General features: G+C 60.5%; 17 protein-coding genes. 6 read left to right on the top strand and 11 right to left on the bottom strand.

Annotated features, from left to right (window positions below):
* Positions 1–26: 26 nt before the first annotated feature.
* From phoB to BM399_RS02120, 8 genes are all read right to left on the bottom strand, one after another.
* Positions 27–734, bottom strand: coding sequence for a phosphate regulon transcriptional regulator PhoB (phoB, locus tag BM399_RS02085; protein WP_092863536.1), 708 nt, complete (start codon positions 732–734; stop codon positions 27–29).
* Positions 735–768: 34 nt separating this feature from the next.
* The gene (gene phoU, locus BM399_RS02090; RefSeq protein ID WP_092863539.1) at positions 769–1,482 is read right to left on the bottom strand and encodes a phosphate signaling complex protein PhoU; all 714 of its coding nucleotides are present in this window, start codon (positions 1,480–1,482) and stop codon (positions 769–771) included.
* A gap of 62 nt (positions 1,483–1,544) precedes the next feature.
* On the bottom strand, positions 1,545–2,330 hold the full coding sequence (gene pstB / locus BM399_RS02095; protein WP_177228018.1) for a phosphate ABC transporter ATP-binding protein PstB: 786 nt from the start codon (positions 2,328–2,330) through the stop codon (positions 1,545–1,547).
* Positions 2,327–3,178: a phosphate ABC transporter permease PstA gene (gene pstA / locus BM399_RS02100; protein WP_092863542.1), complete on the bottom strand. Its 852-nt coding sequence runs from the start codon at positions 3,176–3,178 to the stop codon at positions 2,327–2,329. The genes pstB and pstA overlap by 4 nt, the downstream gene beginning before the upstream one ends.
* A 2-nt stretch (positions 3,179–3,180) precedes the next feature.
* Entirely contained in the window at positions 3,181–4,164 is a 984-nt protein-coding gene (gene pstC, locus BM399_RS02105; RefSeq protein WP_092863545.1) for a phosphate ABC transporter permease subunit PstC, read from the bottom strand.
* Positions 4,165–4,257: 93 nt separating this feature from the next.
* Positions 4,258–5,301: a phosphate ABC transporter substrate-binding protein PstS gene (gene pstS, locus BM399_RS02110; protein WP_092863548.1), complete on the bottom strand. Its 1,044-nt coding sequence runs from the start codon at positions 5,299–5,301 to the stop codon at positions 4,258–4,260.
* Between the two features lie 378 nt (positions 5,302–5,679).
* On the bottom strand, positions 5,680–6,945 hold the full coding sequence (locus BM399_RS02115; RefSeq protein ID WP_092863551.1) for an ATP-binding protein: 1,266 nt from the start codon (positions 6,943–6,945) through the stop codon (positions 5,680–5,682).
* 48 nt (positions 6,946–6,993) lie between these two features.
* Positions 6,994–7,491 (bottom strand): RrF2 family transcriptional regulator, encoded by a 498-nt coding sequence (locus BM399_RS02120; RefSeq protein ID WP_092863554.1) that lies wholly within the window; start codon positions 7,489–7,491, stop codon positions 6,994–6,996.
* 214 nt (positions 7,492–7,705) lie between these two features.
* Here BM399_RS02120 and BM399_RS02125 point away from each other — a divergent pair, with 214 nt between their 5' ends.
* From BM399_RS02125 to BM399_RS02145, 5 genes are read left to right on the top strand one after another with little or no spacing between them, the layout of a single operon-like run.
* A complete protein-coding gene (locus BM399_RS02125) occupies positions 7,706–8,992 on the top strand; it encodes an imelysin family protein (protein WP_092863558.1) in 1,287 nt (428 codons plus the stop codon).
* Positions 8,993–9,039: 47 nt separating this feature from the next.
* A complete protein-coding gene (locus BM399_RS02130) occupies positions 9,040–10,518 on the top strand; it encodes a multicopper oxidase family protein (protein WP_092863561.1) in 1,479 nt (492 codons plus the stop codon).
* Between the two features lie 8 nt (positions 10,519–10,526).
* Positions 10,527–11,690 (top strand): di-heme oxidoredictase family protein, encoded by a 1,164-nt coding sequence (locus BM399_RS02135; protein WP_092866148.1) that lies wholly within the window; start codon positions 10,527–10,529, stop codon positions 11,688–11,690.
* The gene (locus tag BM399_RS02140) at positions 11,687–12,757 is read left to right on the top strand and encodes an imelysin family protein (RefSeq protein WP_092863564.1); all 1,071 of its coding nucleotides are present in this window, start codon (positions 11,687–11,689) and stop codon (positions 12,755–12,757) included. The genes BM399_RS02135 and BM399_RS02140 overlap by 4 nt, the downstream gene beginning before the upstream one ends.
* The gene (locus BM399_RS02145) at positions 12,747–13,850 is read left to right on the top strand and encodes a DUF1513 domain-containing protein (RefSeq protein ID WP_244531028.1); all 1,104 of its coding nucleotides are present in this window, start codon (positions 12,747–12,749) and stop codon (positions 13,848–13,850) included. Before BM399_RS02140 ends, BM399_RS02145 begins: the two co-directional genes overlap by 11 nt.
* On the opposite strand, the gene BM399_RS02150 is transcribed toward BM399_RS02145, so the two are convergent.
* Both BM399_RS02150 and BM399_RS02155 read right to left on the bottom strand, forming a co-directional pair.
* Positions 13,829–14,440, bottom strand: a complete 612-nt coding sequence (locus BM399_RS02150; protein ID WP_177228019.1) for a nucleotidyltransferase family protein — start codon at positions 14,438–14,440, stop codon at positions 13,829–13,831. The genes BM399_RS02145 and BM399_RS02150 overlap by 22 nt on opposite strands.
* Complete coding sequence (locus BM399_RS02155; RefSeq protein WP_092863573.1) at positions 14,437–15,465, bottom strand: XdhC family protein; 1,029 nt, start codon at positions 15,463–15,465, stop codon at positions 14,437–14,439. The genes BM399_RS02150 and BM399_RS02155 overlap by 4 nt, the downstream gene beginning before the upstream one ends.
* A gap of 71 nt (positions 15,466–15,536) precedes the next feature.
* On the opposite strand from BM399_RS02155, the gene rimO reads away from it, so the two are divergent.
* Positions 15,537–16,928: a 30S ribosomal protein S12 methylthiotransferase RimO gene (rimO, locus tag BM399_RS02160; RefSeq protein ID WP_092863576.1), complete on the top strand. Its 1,392-nt coding sequence runs from the start codon at positions 15,537–15,539 to the stop codon at positions 16,926–16,928.
* On the opposite strand, the gene BM399_RS02165 is transcribed toward rimO, so the two are convergent.
* A complete protein-coding gene (locus BM399_RS02165) occupies positions 16,925–17,842 on the bottom strand; it encodes a cation diffusion facilitator family transporter (RefSeq protein WP_092863579.1) in 918 nt (305 codons plus the stop codon). The two genes, rimO and BM399_RS02165, sit on opposite strands and share 4 nt — an antisense overlap.
* Positions 17,843–17,878 lie beyond the last annotated feature (36 nt).

A 17,878-nucleotide genomic window follows, 5' to 3' on the forward strand; every position in this document is an offset into this window, starting at 1 on the left:
GATCGTGGAGCCCGTTGCCCGGTTCGCTATTGGGCTTGAGCTTCCGCCTCGCGGCCGTCGAATACGTATCCGGCGCCACGTACAGTGCGGATCGGATCGCTTTCGTTGCCGCGGATCAGGGACTTGCGGAGGCGGCCGATGTGAACATCGACCGTCCGCTCGTCGACTTCGGAGGACTGACCCCAGACGCGGTCGAGCAGCTGGCTGCGCGACAGCACGCGGCGCGGGCTTTCCATGAAAACTTCGAGCATCCGGTATTCTGTCGGGCCAAGGCGAACTTCGCGCGGGCCACGCGTCACTTTGTGCGCGCCGCGATCCATCGTGATCTCGCCGGAGACGAGGATGTCGCTCATCCGCTCCGGCGACGCGCGCCGAAGCAGAGCCTTGATCCTCGCCATCAACTCCTGAACGGAGAAGGGCTTCGTCACGTAATCGTCGGCGCCTGTGGTCAACCCTCGCACGCGGTCCGTTTCTTCGCCGCGAGCGGTGAGCAAGATGATCGGCAGGCTTTGCGTCTCGCTCCGATTGCGAAGGCGCCGGCAGAGCTCGATGCCGGAGATCTTGGGGATCATCCAGTCGAGTATCGCGAGGTCGAAACTTTGCTCCGACAGAAGCAGCTCTGCTTCCTCTCCATCCGCGGCATGCACGACGTCATAGCCTTCGGACTGAAGATTGTATTTCAGAAGCTCTGCAAGAGGCGATTCGTCTTCGACGACGATGATCTTAGCTGGCATGGCGTTTCGTCAGTGTTCCTTCAAAATCTCTTGGTCATTGACGCGGCGTTATCAGCGTCGACGACGTCTCGTCGCCCTTCGGCCGGTCATCTGCGATCGGAACGCCGTGAACGAGGTAGTAGACGTTCTCGGCGATGTTGGTCGTATGGTCGCCGATGCGTTCGATGTTCTTGGCGCCGAACAGGAAGTGCGTGCAGATGCCGATGTTGCGCGGATCTTCCATCATGTAGGTCAGGAGTTCGCGGAACAGAGAATTGTACATGGCGTCGACCTGCTGATCGTCACGCCAGACCTGCATTGCCTTTTCGGCGTCGAGCGTCGTCAACGCATCGAGGACGTCCTTGAGCTGGTGCTGCACCATCTCGGTCATGTGGCGCATGCCGGTCATCAGGGGCTTCGGATATGTTTCGCCGGCAATCGCGAGCGCGCGCTTGGCGATGTTCTTTGCGAGATCGCCGATCCGTTCGAGATCGCCCGCGATCTTGATGACCGTCATGATGTGACGAAGATCGTTCGCAAGCGGCTGGCGCCGGGCGATCATCACGATCACCTGTTCCTGCAACTCGCGTTCGAGCTGATCGATCATGACGTCGTCGGCAACCGCTTTCTCCGCAAGCTTCGGATCGCGACGCTCGAGGGCATCCATGGCCTGGACGAGAAGCTTCTCGGCATAGCCGCCCATCTGCGCGATACGGCGATCGAGGAGCCTCAGCTCGTCTTCGTAGGACTTCACGGTATGTTCGTTCATGGTCTCAATTCCTAAAGTCAGATTTTGACTGGACGCCGGGCACTGTCCGAGTGCGCCCTATCTTATCCGAAGCGGCCGGTGATGTAGTCTTGCGTCCGCTTGTCCGTCGGGTTCGTGAAGAGCTTCTGGGTGACGCCGAATTCGACGAGCTCGCCGAGATACATGAACGCGGTGCGCTGCGAGACGCGGGCAGCCTGCTGCATGTTGTGCGTGACGATCGCGATCGTGAACTCGTTCTTCAGGTCGTCGATCAGCTCTTCGATCTTCGCCGTGGAGATCGGGTCGAGTGCGGAGCATGGCTCGTCGAACAGGATGACTTCGGGACGGATCGCGACCGTCCGAGCGATGCAAAGGCGCTGCTGCTGGCCACCTGAAAGGCTGAGGCCGCTCGATTGAAGCTTGTCCTTCACTTCTTTCCAGAGTGCGGCCTTTTCGAGCGCGGATTCGACGCGTGCGTCGACTTCCGATTTCGGCAGGCGCTCGTAAAGGCGGATGCCGAACGCGATGTTTTCGTAAATCGTCATCGGGAACGGCGTCGGCTTCTGGAACACCATGCCGATGCGTGAGCGGAGAAGGTTGAGGTCCTTCATGTCGAGAATGTTCTCGCCATCGAACATCACCTCGCCCTCGGCCCGCTGGTTCGGGTAAAGGTCGTACATGCGGTTCAGAACGCGAAGCAGCGTGGACTTGCCGCAACCGGACGGGCCGATGAAAGCAGTCACCTGGCGCTCATAAAGAGGCAACGAAATATTCTTCAGGGCCAGGGTCGAGCCGTAGAAGAATTTCAAGTTGCTGACCGAGATCTTTTCGGTAAGCCCCGTATCAACGTCTTTTGACATCAAGTTCATTGCTGCGTCCTCGAAGAGCTTAACCAACGTGCGGCGATGCTAAGTGTCAGCACGGCTGCGGTGATGAGTAGTGCGCCAGTCCAAGCGAGGCGCTGCCAGTCCTCATAGGGGCTAAGAGCGTACTGGAAGATCACGACCGGCAAGCTTGCCATCGGAGCGTTGAGATTGGTGCTCCAGAACTGGTTGTTGAGCGAGGTGAACAACAGCGGCGCCGTTTCTCCGCTGACGCGTGCGATTGCCAGAAGCACGCCAGTGATCATTCCGGCGCGAGCAGCCTTATAGGCAATCTTGCGGATGACGAGCGACTGGGGCAGTCCGAGCGCCGAGGATGCTTCCCGAAGCTGGTTCGGCACCAGAAGAAGCATGTTCTCGGTGGTGCGAACGACTGTCGGGATGACGAGCACGGCGAGTGCCGCGGCGCCGGCGAATGCCGAGAAATGACCCATCGGGCGCACCAGCAATTCGTAGACGAAGAGGCCGGTGACGATGGACGGTGCGCTCAGAAGAATGTCGTTGATGAAGCGGATCACCGACGAAACCTTGCTGTAGCGGCCGTATTCCGCGAGGTAGGTGCCTGCAAGAATACCGATAGGCGTGCCGACGACAACGCCGGCGAACGTCATGACGAGGCTTCCGGCGATGGCATTGAGAAGTCCGCCGTCGCTGCCGGGTGGCGGCGTCATTTCGGTGAAGACCTTCGGGCCGAGACCGGCCAGGCCTTTGTAGAGCAGCGTCGCCAGAATGACGCCGAGAATGGTCAAGCCGAGGGCCGAGGCTGCCCAGCACAGTGCGACCGTGATCGTGCTTCTGATGCGGCGCCGGCGGTATTTCGCGAGATCCAAGGCCATGTTTATGCTCCCGCCTTCTTCTCGATGCGCATCAACATGAGGCGCGCGAGAGCCAAGACGACAAACGTGATGAAGAAGAGGATGAGGCCGAGAGCGATCAGGGACGAGGTATAGATGTCGCCGACCGCTTCGGTGAATTCGTTCGCGATCGTCGCCGAGATCGTCGTTCCCGGTGCCAAGATCGAACCGGAGATCCGGTGGGCGTTCCCAATGACGAAGGTGACTGCCATGGTTTCGCCGAGTGCGCGGCCGAGGCCGAGCATTACGCCGCCGATGATGCCGACGCGCGTGTATGGGATTACGACGTTGCGTACGACTTCGCGGGTCGTCCAGCCCATGCCGTACGCCGCTTCCTTCAGGACCGGCGGGACCGTTTCGAAGACGTCGCGGCAGACGGCCGTTACGAACGGCAGAACCATCATCGCCAGGATCAAGCCGGACGTCAGAATGCCGATGCCGTAGGGCGGGCCGGCGAACATCTGGTTAAGCACGGGTACGTTCTTGAACGTCGCGATCAATTCCGGCTGTACGTACTGCTGGATCATCGGAGCGAAGAAGAACAAGCCCCAGATGCCGTAGATGATGCTCGGGACGCCTGCGAGAAGCTCGATTGCGATGCCGATCGGGCGGCGCAGAGCCATCGGGCAAAGCTCTGTCAGAAATACTGCGATACCGATGCTGATCGGTACGGCGACGAGCATCGCGATCGCGGACGTGATGAGCGTTCCGTAGATCGCGGCCAGCGCGCCGAATTGCTCGGTGACCGGGTTCCAGACTTCGGTCGTCAGGAAGCTGAGGCCGAAGGTCTTGAATGCGAGATAGCCACCGACGACGAGTGAAGCGAAGATCGCACCTAGAAGGATCAGGACGAAATACGCGGAGGAGAGGGTCAAACCGCGGAAAATTCCGTCTGTCGTGCGAAGACGTTCGAGAACTTTGCGCCGCGCTACGGCCGCAGCCGCTGCGTTAGAGTGAACGTCTGCCATGAAGGTCAAGATATCGCTCCAGACTGAAGAATGACGTCTGCGTTATAAACAAATCGAGAAGCGCCGTGTTGGCGCTTCTCGTGGTCCGATAGTTTAGTTCGAGAAGACCGGCTTGTTGTCCTCGCCGACGACACCTTCCCAGCTCTTCTTGACGAGAGCTACGACGCTGTCGGGCAGGGGCACGTAATCAAGAGCTTCGGCTTCTTCGCCGCCGTTGGCATATGCCCAGTTGAAGAACTTGAGGGCTTCTTTAACGGCTGCGACGTCCGTCGGTTTCTTGTGGATAAGGATGAAGGTCGGGTTCGTGATCGGCCAGGATTCGGCACCAGCCTGCTCCGTGAGGATCACGCCCATGCCAGGAGCCGAAGACCAGTCTGCGCCGGCAGCAGCGGCCTGGAAGGACGAGATGACAGGAGCAACCGCCTTGCCGTCCTTATTGATCATCTTGGTGTAGGACAGCTTGTTCTGCTTGGCGTAGGCGTATTCGACGTAGCCAATCGAACCCTTCGTCTGCATCACGTTATTGGCGACGCCTTCGTTGCCCTTGGCGCCGAGGCCAACCGGGAACTGAACCGACGTGTTGGAGCCGATCTTCGATTTGAAGTCAGGGCTGACCTTCGAGAGGTAGTTCGTCCAGACGAACGTCGTGCCCGATCCGTCAGAGCGGAAAACGGCGGCGATGGCGTCAGAAGGAAGCTTCAGGTCAGGGTTCAGCTTCTGGATTGCCGGGTCGTTCCAGGCGGTGATTTCGCCGAGATAGATTTTTGCAAGCGTCGGGCCGTCGAATACGAGTTCGCCCGGCTTGATGCCTTCGACGTTCACGACCGGAACGATGCCGCCCATGACGGTCGGGAACTGAATGAGGCCGCTCTTCTCGAGGTCTTCGCCCGAGAGGGGCTTGTCGGTCGCGCCGAACGTTACCGTGTTGGCTTGGATCTGCTTGATGCCGCCGCCCGAACCGATCGACTGATAGTTCAGTCCGATGTTCGTCTCTTTCTTGTAGGTGTCAGCCCACTTTGCGTAGATCGGATACGGGAAGGTCGCGCCTGCGCCGGAAATATCCGCCGCCGTGGCCGGAGCGGTTACGGCAGCAGTTGCCGCGAACGCCGCAAATAACGCCAGAAAAGACTGTTTCACTGTGGTCTCCTTGTTGAACGGGGGGCGTTCAAGCCCTCACCACTCCATCGCCGAGTTGAGCTCGGCCCGCACTCTCTAGTCCAGTAAGGTCACGGCTATGTGAAACGTTAACGCTTTGAATTGCTATGCATTCTTGGCGTCGCGTACATTTCTTACAACAGCAGTGATGGGTCTCTTCGGGCGGTTCCGGCTTGTCATGCTGACATGCTGTCACCGAATCCTCCGCGGCCTTCCCCAAGGCGCGCATTGCGACGAACTTGGCGTTCTGAGAGTGAGCCGCTCAGCGGCCGCTTTCGAATGCCGTCATCCGTCGTGCACTCTTCTAGCGATGGGACGCAATGGATTTGTGACACCTCAAGTGTCTGTTTTATATGAATTTTATCTATAGGCCGGCAAGACCACGTCAAATGTGGTCCCTTGGCCAACCACAGATTGGACCGAAAGTTCGCCTTCGTGGCGGTTCAGGACATGCTTCACGATGGCGAGGCCGAGGCCCGTGCCGCCAATGCGGCGGCTATGCTCGGTGCTGACGCGATAGAAGCGCTCCGTCAGCCTTGGTAAATGCTCAGGCGCGATGCCTGGGCCATTGTCGGTTATCGAAACGAACGCGCGAGATCCGACGCTTTCGTTACGGACGCTCGCGTTCTTTTTGAGAGCGATTTTCACAGTGCCGCCGTCGCGGCCGTATTTGACCGCGTTTTCGACGAGGTTGTGAAAGACCTGAAAGAGTTCGTCGCGGTCGCCCATCGCCACCAGCGGGGTGGCCAAGGGTTCTACACTGATCGTAATGCTCCGTTCCTGTGCAAATGGCGCCATCGATCGCACGACATCTTCCATCAGATCGTTGAGATCGACGCGGCCAGTCGGCTTGAGGTTGGCTTTCTCTTCAACGCGGCTGAGCAAAAGTAGATCATCGATCAGCCGCGTCATGCGCTCTGCCTGGTCCGCCATGATGGCGAGGAAGCGCTCGCGGGCGGCTTCGTCGTTTCGCGCCGGTCCCTGAAGCGTTTCTATGAAGCCTCGGACAGATGCGAGCGGCGTGCGCAGTTCGTGACTGGCGTTGGCAATGAAATCGGTGCGCATCTCGAGCAGGCGATGCTGCTGGGATTCGTCTTGGATCGTAATCAGAGCTGCAAGCGGCCCATGCTGATTACTCCGGCCGAGCGGCGTCACGGTCGCGATGAGGCGTTGTCCCAGGCCGCCGCGGGGAACGAGCCGCGCCGTTTTCTTTTCGCTGCCCTCAAAGGCTCCTGAAACAGCTGCGATGAGTTCGGGGTCACGGTCGACGTGTTCGAGAGGTACGCCCTGTCTCAGCCTGTCGAAAAGGTTCAACGCGGCCTGGTTATAATTCAGAATGACGGATGTCTGATCGAGGATGATCGCAGGATCGGGTATTGCCGCCGCAAGATCGGTCCACGTGAGCATCGTGTCGGAATTCGAGCTAATTCCAGCCATTTCACTTGCTTTTTGATCGAGTGCGGTGCGCGGCCAAGCCAAGATCGCGGCAATTCCAGCGACCAAGCCGGCGCCTAAAAAAATGATGGCGCGCAGCGGATCGCTTACCCAAATCCACGTGGGTATGAGCGCTAGGAGCGCAACTGCGGCAAGAGCCGCGAAAGGCAAGCGGATGGTGTCACGGGTCATGGTCCGTGCAAGTATTCCGGATGAGCGCGATAAGCTAGCCAGCAAGGGTCAACTTCGCCGCGAACCACGGGCTGCGGGCTTCTTGCTTCGTGCCTTGCTGCTACCGTGATCATCCTCGCCGGGCTCTTCGATCTGTTTCAATCCCATGGGCGATCGAACCGCGAGTTCGGCAAGCGTGTGCTGATCAAGTACGGTGATGAACGCCGCGAGAGCGTCGTCGAACATCGCGTTGATATTGCCGGGGTCCGTATCGTTTGACGTCGGATCGTTGCCGCCCTCGACTTGTACTCGAGTTACTTCAATGGCGCGGACAACGTCTCCGATCTTGATCGACGTTGCGGGCTTGGCGAGCCTGACGCCGCCGTTCGGGCCTCTGACCGCCGTGAGAAACCCGGCGTGCGAGAGGATGTGGACAATTTTAAAGACGTTCTGCTTGGTCACGCCGAGCCGGTCGGAGATATCGGCGACCTTTATCAATTGATCTCCGGCAAGCGCGCAATCTATCAGGATGCGGATTGCGTGGCCGGTTTGCTTCGTCAAGCGCATCTTTTATTTACCCGGTGCCGCGCGGCCGTGGCTCAAAAGTCCGTGGCTTGCTTGTTTCACAAATCTTATCGGCGTGGCAAGGGGCGGCACCAATCCGAGTTCACTTGACAGTCAGGTCAACCCGCATTCTATACCTACGCCGTCAATAATTACTGGATCCGGTGATCCCGCACTCATTTAGTGCCGTCGAAACCTAGCAGCTACGGAGACCGAGATGTCGAAAAAGGCGTTCGCATGGGCCTGCGCAACTCAATTCGCGCTGACGGCGGTTCTGATGACGGGGGCCCCAGCTTTCGCCGCACCCGCGACCAAAGACATCGTGAAGAATTATGGCGATCTCGCGCAGGCGATGTATGGCGACGCCCTGACCAAGGCCAAGGATCTCGATAAATCGATCGACGCGCTGCTGGCTAAGCCGAATGCGGAGACCCTGGAGGCTGCACGAGAGGCGTGGAAAGCTTCGCGCATTCCCTACATGCAGACGGAAGGCTTCCGTTTCGGCAACAAGATCGTCGACGATTGGGAAGGCAACGTGAACTCGTGGCCGCTCGATGAAGGCTTGATCGACTACGTCGACAAGGAGAGCTACGGCGACACCAAGGAAGAGAATCCTCTCTACACGGCGAATATCATCGCCAACAAGAAGATCCGCCTCGGACCGAAAATTCTCGACGCTTCGAAGATCAACAAGAAGGTCATTGCCAAGCTCAACGGCGCGCTCGATGTCGAGACGAATGTCGGGACTGGATATCACGCGATCGAGTTCTTGCTGTGGGGGCAGAACCTTCACAAGCCCGGCGTCAAATCGGGCGAACGGGCAGCCAGCGACTTCGATCTCAAGAACTGCACGCACGAAAATTGCGATCGCCGCCGCGCTTATCTGAAGGCGGCATCGGGTCTGCTCGTCGACGATCTCGCAGAGATGGCCGGGAACTGGAAGCCGGATGGCGCCGCGCGCAAGGCTCTTGCTGGTCTCAACGAGAGCGCGCAGCTGTCGACGATTTTGACGGGGATCGGATCGCTTTCATACGGCGAGCTTGCGGGCGAGCGCATGAAGCTCGGCGTGCTGCTGCACGATCCTGAAGAGGCGCATGATTGCTTCTCGAACAACACGCACAACAGCCACTATTACGATGAAGTCGGAATGACCGCGATCTGGAACGGAAAATACGACGGTTCCACCCCGATCAGCGGTCCGAGCATTGCGGAACTTGCGCGCGAGAAGGCGCCTGATGCCGCAAAGCGCGTCGACGAAGCGATGGCGACCACGCTCGAAAAGATGAATGCCATCAAAACCAAGGCCGATTCCGGCGAAATGATGTATGATCAGATGCTGGCTGCCGGCAACGACGAAGGCAACAACCTCATTCTCGATGCCGTCGATGCTCTCGTCGCCCAGGCGCGTGCCATCGAATCGGTTGTTGCTGCGCTGAACCTCAAGGTGAAGATCGAAGGTTCGGACAGCCTCGATGATCCCTCCAAGGTCGCCAAGGCAAAATAATTGATCTATCTCCTAACCAAAGTCGACGCGGCGGATGAGGTCTTCGCATGGTGACACGCAGAGATCTCATCGCCGGCGCGGCGGCGTTTTCGGCTAGTGCCGCAACGGGTTTTCTCGGCGTTGCGAGGACGGTCGAAGCCAAATCCAAAGCCAAGGCGGCCGGAACGCCGGAAGTCATCGCGCAGCCGATAGCAAACGGCGTCAAGGCCGCGACTTTCGATCTTGCCGAGCGGCCGACGGCGTTGCCGTGCTTCGATGGCAAAACGCTGCCGTTGTGGACGTTCGAGGAGGGCACGACGTTTCCGATCGTGCGCCTCAAACTCGGCGAGCGGTTCGACACGGTTTTCAAAAATAACTTGCCGGTTGCGGGCGAGGTCGCGACGATCCATTGGCACGGCCTGCGCATTCCAAACGATCAAGACGGCGTCCCGTACATGACGCAACAGCCCATACCTCCGGGGGCGGAAGGGCGCTATTCCTTCGTGCCGCCGGATACGGGCTCGTTCTTCTTTCACACGCACTGCAATTCGACCGAGCATTTCGGGCGCGGTTTGGCTGGTGTGCTGATCGTCGAGGGCGACGAGATCACGCCGCCGGACGCAGAATATGTGCTGCTGATGAAGGATTGGCGCATCGGGCCAGACGGTGCGTTCCTGCCATTCACGACGGACGAGGGCGCAGCGCGCAGCGGCACGGCCGGGACCGTCCGGTCCGTCAACGGCGAGAGATCTCCGGTCATCACCGTGCCATCGTCGGCTGACGTGCGCATTCGCTTTTACAATCTCGATCCGACGCGCGTATCCGAAATCGGGTTCGAGAATGCGGAAGCTGCAATCATCGCCGTCGACGGCAACGGCGTGCCGCCGATGCCGCTCGAATCCTGGCGGCTGGGTAGCGCCATGCGTCTCGACGTTTTGCTGCGCACGGCGCCCAGGGGCAAGTCCGTGAAGCTCTTCGATTATTTTTCGAAGGAGCCCTTCGTTCTGGCGGAGTTCAAGTCCGAGGGGCCGGCGAAGCGCAAGGGCAAGTTCAAGGCAACGCCCCTCAAGGTCATGCCGTTCGCGAAACTCGACGAGGCCAACGCCGAGCGCATACCGATTGAATTTTCCGCCACGCCGACGGGTGCCGCGCTCGCAGACAGTGTGGCGAATTCCGGCATTGAGATCGGGCCGCTGTGCCTCTCGAAACACACGTTCTGGGCGATCAACAAGCAGGCTTGGCCGGGACACGAACATAAGGATCTCGGGCCTCCGCTCGCCGTTCTCAAGGCCGGCAACAGCTATATTTTCGAGTTGAAGAACACGACGCCGCGGGCGCATCCGATCCATATTCACGGGCATACATTCGAAGTATTGAATTCGAGCGTGCGTCGCATTCCGCGTGTTCGCTGCGATACGGTGCTCCTGCTGCCGAACGAGCGAATTGAGGTCGGCTTCGTTGCAGGCGATCCCGGAAAGTGGATGTTCCATTGCCATATTCTCGAACATCAAGAAGCCGGCATGATGGGCTACTTCGAGGTCGTGTGAAGGGCCGCATGCGCGTTGCGCTTACGCTTCTCTTTTTCGCCGTTGTGCCTGCTCATGCGCCGCTCGCCGACGAGCTCGATGCCGCCGTCGGCAAGGCGCTTTTCGACCGTCAATGGATTCCAGCGCCGGCCTCGACCAAGGGCACCGATGGACTGGGGCCGCTTTTCTCGTCGCGATCCTGCACCGGCTGCCATTCACGTGGCGAGGGTGCGCGCGTCGTGACACGCGATGACGGGAAAGCCGATATTTCGGGTGCCGTCGTGCGTTTCGGCAATGTCGGCGGGGCAACCGATCCCTATTACGGGCTGCAACTGCAAACCAATGCCGTGCCCGGATTGATGCCCGAAGGGCAGGCGCGTTTCCTTCCAGATCTCAAATACAGCCTGGAAGGTCCGGCGCTCGCTGTCGGCATGCACGCGGGCGTTCGGCTCGCGCCCCCGCTGTTTGGCCGGGCGGCGTTCGACGATGTTGCGGACGAAGAGATTTTGAAGCGCGCCGATCCCGACGATCGCAACGGCGACGGTATCAAGGGGCGTGCGAACGTCACGCCACGGGGGATTGGTCGATACGGCTGGAAAGCGGGGCACGTGACGCTCGATGAACAGGTCGCGCATGCCTTCGCGATCGACATTGGCATGTCCAGTCCGAAAATGCCGTTCCCCTACGGCGATTGCACGAAGCTCCAGACCGAGTGCCTGGCCGCGCCCAACGGCGAGAGCGCGGCTTTCGAGGGGCGGGAAATCTCGTCCCTGATGCTTAGAATGGTCGAGAGCTACATCAAAACGCTGCGCGTGCCGCCGGAGGCTGAGCCTTCGGAGGGCCAAGCGGTTTTTGCGGCGAGCGGTTGCGCCGGTTGTCATGTGCCGACGCTCACAACGCGCGATGGGCGGCAAATTCCGGCCTTCACCGATCTGCTTCTTCACGATATGGGTCCTGCGCTCGATGACGGTGTCGGAGAGCCGGGCGTCAAATCGTCGGAATGGCGAACCGCACCGCTTATCGGTCACCGCTTACCTTCGGAACAGCGGCGTTTTCTTCATGACGGGTCGGCAGAGACCGTCGAGGAAGCGATTGGTAAGCATCGCGGCGAGGCCGAACGCAGCCGCAATCTTTTCGAGGCGCTCTCACTTGGCGACAAGAAGCGGCTCGTCGAATATGTGAACGGATTATGATGGTACACAGAGTGCTGCTGGTCGGGTTCTCGATCCTTGCATTGATCAGCCAAGCTGCCGGCGTCAGAGCAAACGAACCGGTCAGCCACGCAGAGATGGTGAAGGCGGCTATCGAGCAGCACATCATTCCGCACATCGACGCGCTGAAGGCTGCCGCAGATCCTTTGCCGGGAGCAGTCGAAAACGTTTGCAAAAGCGGATCGGCGGAATCGCGGCAGCAGCTTTCGCAGCAATTTGCGAAAGTGGTCGAAGCGTACGCCGGCATCGATTTTCTTCGCTTCGGGCCGATGCAGGAGAAAGGCCGTCGCGAGCAGATTTCATTCTGGCCCGACCCGCGCGGGTTTCTCGGGCGGCAGATGCGGCTCATCCTGACGGCGCAGGATGAAGCGATTGCGCAGCCCGGGGCGCTCGCCAAGCAGAGCGCGGCCGTGCAGGGGCTCGGCGCACTTGAATATCTGATCCAGGATAAAGACGTGCCGCTCGGGCCGGATGAGGCTGCGCGTTATCGTTGCGTCGTCGCGAAGGCGATTGCCGGGAACATCGTTCGCCTCGTGGGTGAAGTTTCAACGGGATGGGAAAAGCCGGGCGGCTGGGCCGACAAGATGCTTCATCCGGGGCCGGAGAACGACACTTACAAGAATGAGAGCGAGGCCGCGGTCGAGGTCGTCAAGGCTTTGATCGTCGGGCTGTCGCTGACGGCGGATTTGCAGATCAAACCGCAGATCGATCCCAAGATCCGGCTGAAGCCGCCGTACGACAAGTCGGGACTTCAGAAGCCGTTTTATGCCGCCAGCATCGCGTCGCTGCACCAGCTCTACAATGCTTTGCAGCTCGAAAGCTATTTGCCGCCTGAGAGGCGCTGGATGAAGGATTGGGTCGCCGGAACGTGGCGCGCGCTCGAGGCGAGCGACGGCGCGGGCGGTCATTCATCGCATGTGGAGCGCGACGATTCTCCGACGCCGCGTGAAGTTTTTGACCGGGCAAACGGCCTTCGCAACATGGTGTCCAACAGGCTGTCGGTGGCAGCCAAGCTGACTGTGGGGTTCAATGAGCTCGATGGCGATTGACCGCAGGTCGTTGTTGCTCGGCACGCTCGCGTTCGTCGGCGCGGCGCCGATGCGCGGCGCGCTCGCAATGGGTGCAAGCGATATCGCCTACGTGTCGGCGGCGCGTCGCGCCGACGGGTCGTACACGGTTCTTCTTCTTCGCGCTGACGGATCTGTTTTGCGGGAGGTTCCGCTCTCGGGCCGTGGGCATGACATCGCCATCCACCGGCCCTCGAACAAGGTTGCGGTCTTTGCGCGGCGGCCGGGAGCTTTCGCGGTCGCTTTCGATCTCGCAACGACGCGTCAGCCCGTTGTCTTCACGCCGGGTGAGGGGCGGCATTACTTCGGTCACGGCAGCTTCTCGCAAGACGGCCGGGTGCTCTACGCTTCCGAAAACGACATCGAGAGCGGCGACGGCGTGATCGGCATCTACGATGTCGCTTCGGGCTTCAAGAAAATCGGCGAGCATCCGAGCTACGGTACCGGGCCGCACGAGATCATGTTGCTGGCGGACGGCAAGACGATTGCCGTCGGGAACGGCGGTCTCGACACCGTGCCGGATGCCGGGCGCGAGAATCTCAACGTCGATACGATGGAGCCGTCGCTCGCGTTCGTAGACCGGGAAAGCGGAAAACTCATCGCGAAGCACACGATGACGGGCGATCTCCAATCGCTTTCCATTCGCCACGTCACGCAGGACGCCACGGGCCTCGTGTGGTTCGGGGCTCAGTGGGAAGGCAGCCCGAGCGAGACGCCGCAGCTCGTCGGGAGCGCGGGTGTGGATCGTGCGCTGAAGCTCATCGAGCCGCAGGCGAAGGGCGGCAGCGATCTCAAGGGGTACATCGGCGCGATGGCGGTGAGCGCCGACGGTCGCTACATCGCGGCCAGCGCTCCCAAAGCCGGGCATGTGCTCTACGTCGATACGACGACAGCGACCGTCGTCGGGCAGAGCAACCTGAAGGACGTGTGCGGAATTGCGCCCGAGGGCCAGCAAGATTTTGCGGCGTCATCGGGTTTCGGCGTCGTGCGTTACGAAACGGCGCGGGCTTCGACCATCACGGAGCACGAGCTTCAGGACATCTCGTTCGACAATCACTTGCGGCGCGTCGGCTGATCCGGCGCGACAAACGTCGCGAGATCTGCGCGCGTGTCGATGTCGGCGAAGGCGCCGGGTTCATCGCACGCGACCGGTCGCCAGAGTTCTTGATGCTGGGCTAAGATCTCCCTTCCGCCTCGGTCGCCGGTCACCGTGTCGAGCGCGGCGAAGAGCGACCGGGGCCAGATGATCGGATGGCCGCGGCGGCCGTCCGGCGAGGCGGGAAAGACGATTGCATCAGGGTTGATCTCAAAAGCCGACACCAATTTATCGACCAGTGCGCTGGAAATTCCAGGCATGTCGGCGAGCGCGATGAGAAGACCGTCGACTGTGCGATCAATGTTGCGAAGTCCGGTGCGAAGAGATGTGGAAAGGCCGTCGTCAGCGTCGGGGTTTTCGACGATCCGCCAGCGGCCTTGTCCCGCGGCCTTTGCAACTCGGTCGTCGGTCCCGCCGGTCACTAAAATGATGTCGTCGATTTTCGATTGCGCGAGGGCGGAACAAACGCGCCTGACCATCGGGGTGCCATCAATCTCGACGAGCAATTTGTGACCATTCTCGAAGCGCGACGAGCTTCCGGCGGCGAGAATGACCGCGGCCAGCTTCACTCCGGCGCTTTCCGGAATGCCGAGATGATCTGCGCCAGGATCGAGGTCGCTATTTCTCCTGCCGTCTCGGCTTCGATATCGAGACCTACGGGCGCGTTAATGCGCGCGATGTCGGCATCGGTAAAGCCGGCAGCCTGCAGACGTGCGACGCGCTTTGCATGGGTTTTGCGCGAGCCGAGTGCGCCGATGTAACGGCATGGCGATTTGAGCGCGATGGATAGAGCTTCATCGTCGATATGATCGACGTGGGTCAGCGTCACGACTGCCGAGAACGGATCGGCGGTCATTTTCTTGAAGCACTCTTCCGGCCATCCGGCGATGATCTGCGAGGGATCGAAACGTGCGGGGCTTGCAAACGCGGTTCTCGGATCGATCACCTTGACGTCGTATCCGGCTGCCGTCGCCATGGTCGCCAGATGCTGGGCGATGTGCGTTGCGCCGACGATGATGATGCGCGGCGGCGGCGTCAACGCGTGCAGGAACGTCTCTCCGCTCTTGTCGACGGCGCTGTGGGCGCGGCGGACCGCTTCGGCAATTGCCGAGTCGGTCGTTGCGGTTCCATCGTGGATCTCGCGGGCGCCGTCCGAGAGACGCGTTGCGATCACGAGCGGGGACCGGTTGGCTGTGGCGTCGTCCAATCGCTTGATGAATTCGAGGTCGGTTTTCGGGTCGAGCCGCGTGACGTAGACGCGGATCTTGCCGCCGCAGGCGAGGCCGGAGCGCCAAGCCGTCTCGTCGGCGATGCCGAAGCTCAAGATCTCCGGTTTGCCGGTTTCGATAACGTCCATGCCCGCGGCGATGACGTCCGCTTCGACGCAGCCGCCGGAAACCGAGCCCTGAAACTCGTCGATGTCGGCGATTGCCAATTGGCCGCCGGCGCGGACGGGCGCCGAGCCCCAGGTGTCGATCACCGTCGCCATGGCAACGGGACGCCCGGCTTCGAGCCAGGCCCTGGCCGCCGCCCTTGCATTGGTGAGCGGAGCGTCTGTTTTGGAAGCAACTTGATCGGCTTGGAGGTCGGTCACGGGCTTATCTTTGGATAACGGCCATAGTGTCGCGATTGCGCTTGTCTGGCCCGAAGGCTAGAAGCGCGAAGATGGCGAGACCCTCAGTAAAGATCAAGGCAAAGGCAAGTGCAAAGGTGCGGCGGCTGGCGCATGGCGCTGTCGCGCCGCAACCACGCACGCCCAAAGTCGGGTTTGTATCGCTCGGGTGTCCGAAGGCCCTGGTCGACAGCGAACGCATCATCACCAAGCTCAGGTCGGAAGGCTATTCGATAGCCCGCGATTACGACGGCGCCGACGTCGTCGTGGTGAACACCTGCGGTTTTCTCGATTCAGCCAAAAAGGAAAGTCTCGACGCCATCGGCGAAGCGATGAACGGCAATGGCCGGGTGATCGTGACGGGCTGCTTCGGCGTGGAAGAAGACAGAATTCGCGAGGCCCATCCGGGTGTTCTCGCGGTGACGGGGCCGCATCAATACGAGCAGGTCGTGTCAGCCGTGCACGATGCCGTGCCGCCGCTCCATGATCCGTTCTTCGATCTCGTGCCGCCCGAGGGGCTTAGGCTCACGCCGCGCCATTATGCCTATCTGAAGATTTCGGAAGGCTGCAACAATCGCTGCACGTTCTGCATCATCCCGTCGCTCAGGGGCGATCTCGCGAGCCGGCCGTCGAACCACGTCATGATCGAGGCCGAGCGCCTCGTCAGCGCGGGCGTCAAAGAGTTGCTCGTCATCAGCCAGGATACGAGCGCCTACGGCCTCGATTTGAAATACGCGGAGAGCCCGTGGAAGGGCAGTCCGCTCAAAGCGCGCTTTCTCGATCTGTCGCGGGCGCTGGGCGATCTCGGTGCCTGGGTGCGGATGCACTACGTCTACCCCTATCCGCATGTCGACCACGTTATTCCGCTGATGGCGGAAGGCAAGATCCTGCCGTACCTCGACATCCCGTTTCAGCATGCCTCTCCGTCCGTCCTGAAGGCGATGCGGCGGCCTGCATCGCAGGAGAAGACGGCCGAACGCATTCGCCGCTGGCGTGATGTCTGCCCGGATCTCGCCATTCGCTCGACGTTCATCGTCGGGTTTCCAGGCGAGACCGAGGAGGATTTTCAGTTCCTGCTCGACTGGCTGAAGGAAGCCAAGATCAACCGTGCCGGCTGCTTCAAATATGAAGCCGTTGAGGGTGCGACGGCGAACGCGATCGAGGGCGCGGTTCCGGAAGAGGTGAAAGAGGAGCGCTGGCACCGCTTCATGGCCGCTCAGAAGGACGTCAGCAGCGAGATACTGCGAGAGAAGGTCGGATCGACGATCGACATCATCATCGATGAAGTCGACGAAGACGGCGCCATCGGCCGTTCGAAGTGGGACGCGCCCGATATCGACGGCAACGTGTTTCTCAACGGCGAAGAGGGCTTGAAAGCCGGGGACATTATCCGCGGGAAGGTCGTCGAAGCCGATGAGTACGATCTCTGGGCCGAGCGCGCCTAAAGCGGAACGGCGCCCGATTCTTCGGGCTTCGCCTTGTGTTCCGGCTCGACGTGGATGACGACCTCAGAGCCTTCGATGCTCTGCTCGATCGAATCCTCGAGCCGGTCGCAGATGACGTGAGCGTCGTCGACGGTCATCGTACCCGGCACGACGAGATGAAATTCAATGAACAGGGCGCGTCCGGCTTGGCGGGTGCGGATGTCGTGCGCTTCTAGCGCGCCGTGGCCGTTCGCTTCGATGACGCCCCTGATGCGGCCCTCGATCTCCGGGCTTGCCGCCTGATCCATCAGTCGCGACATGGAATCCGTCGCGATGTTGTAGCCCATGAAGAGGATGTGGGTCGCAACAGCGGCGGCGATCAATGGGTCGAGGATGGTCCAGCCCGTGAGGATCGCCACAATCAGGGCAGCGACGACGCCGACCGATGTGATGACATCCGTAAACAAGTGCTGGCCATCCGCCACGAGCGCAGGCGAGCGCCAGTTCGTTCCCCACTTGATCAACGCCCAAGCCCAACCGGCGTTGATCACCGTCGACACGATGTTGATGATCAGGCCGAGCCCCGGATGCGCGAGTTCAACGCCGTTGACCAGGCCCGAATAGGCTTTGATCATGATGAGCACCGCGGCGACGGCGATCATTGCGCCTTCGAACATGGCGGCGAGGAATTCGGCCTTGTAGTGGCCGAAGGGATGATCGGCGTCGGCCGGTTTGGCGCTGAGGCGGATAGCGCTAAAGGCCGCGATGGCGGTCATCACATTGACGATGCTTTCGAGCGCATCGGAGAAGAGGGCGACCGATCCGGAAACCGCGTAGGCAATATATTTCAACGTCACGACGGTCAGCGCGACGCCGATATTGATCGCCGCTATGCGTGCGATCCTGCCGTGTTCGTTTTTAGTGAGGGTGGACATTAAAAGCGGTGTTCCGTCGTCGATGGCTGAGCCCAG

Source organism: Hyphomicrobium facile (assembly GCF_900116175.1).
Classification (GTDB): Bacteria; Pseudomonadota; Alphaproteobacteria; order Rhizobiales; family Hyphomicrobiaceae; genus Hyphomicrobium_B; species Hyphomicrobium_B facile.

What these genes read in the sequence shown, in the direction of transcription:
- pstA (WP_092863542.1), bottom strand. Translation starts at nt 3,178, where the DNA reads ATGGCCTTGGATCTCGCGAAATACCGCCGGCGCCGCATCAGAAGCACG.
- BM399_RS02145 (WP_244531028.1), top strand. Translation starts at nt 12,747, where the DNA reads ATGGCGATTGACCGCAGGTCGTTGTTGCTCGGCACGCTCGCGTTCGTC.
- BM399_RS02115 (WP_092863551.1), bottom strand. Translation starts at nt 6,945, where the DNA reads ATGACCCGTGACACCATCCGCTTGCCTTTCGCGGCTCTTGCCGCAGTT.
- BM399_RS02140 (WP_092863564.1), top strand. Translation starts at nt 11,687, where the DNA reads ATGATGGTACACAGAGTGCTGCTGGTCGGGTTCTCGATCCTTGCATTG.
- phoU (WP_092863539.1), bottom strand. Translation starts at nt 1,482, where the DNA reads ATGAACGAACATACCGTGAAGTCCTACGAAGACGAGCTGAGGCTCCTC.
- BM399_RS02130 (WP_092863561.1), top strand. Translation starts at nt 9,040, where the DNA reads ATGGTGACACGCAGAGATCTCATCGCCGGCGCGGCGGCGTTTTCGGCT.
- phoB (WP_092863536.1), bottom strand. Translation starts at nt 734, where the DNA reads ATGCCAGCTAAGATCATCGTCGTCGAAGACGAATCGCCTCTTGCAGAG.
- pstB (WP_177228018.1), bottom strand. Translation starts at nt 2,330, where the DNA reads ATGAACTTGATGTCAAAAGACGTTGATACGGGGCTTACCGAAAAGATC.
- BM399_RS02125 (WP_092863558.1), top strand. Translation starts at nt 7,706, where the DNA reads ATGTCGAAAAAGGCGTTCGCATGGGCCTGCGCAACTCAATTCGCGCTG.
- pstC (WP_092863545.1), bottom strand. Translation starts at nt 4,164, where the DNA reads ATGGCAGACGTTCACTCTAACGCAGCGGCTGCGGCCGTAGCGCGGCGC.
- BM399_RS02120 (WP_092863554.1), bottom strand. Translation starts at nt 7,491, where the DNA reads ATGCGCTTGACGAAGCAAACCGGCCACGCAATCCGCATCCTGATAGAT.
- BM399_RS02135 (WP_092866148.1), top strand. Translation starts at nt 10,527, where the DNA reads ATGCGCGTTGCGCTTACGCTTCTCTTTTTCGCCGTTGTGCCTGCTCAT.
- rimO (WP_092863576.1), top strand. Translation starts at nt 15,537, where the DNA reads ATGGCGAGACCCTCAGTAAAGATCAAGGCAAAGGCAAGTGCAAAGGTG.
- BM399_RS02165 (WP_092863579.1), bottom strand. Translation starts at nt 17,842, where the DNA reads ATGTCCACCCTCACTAAAAACGAACACGGCAGGATCGCACGCATAGCG.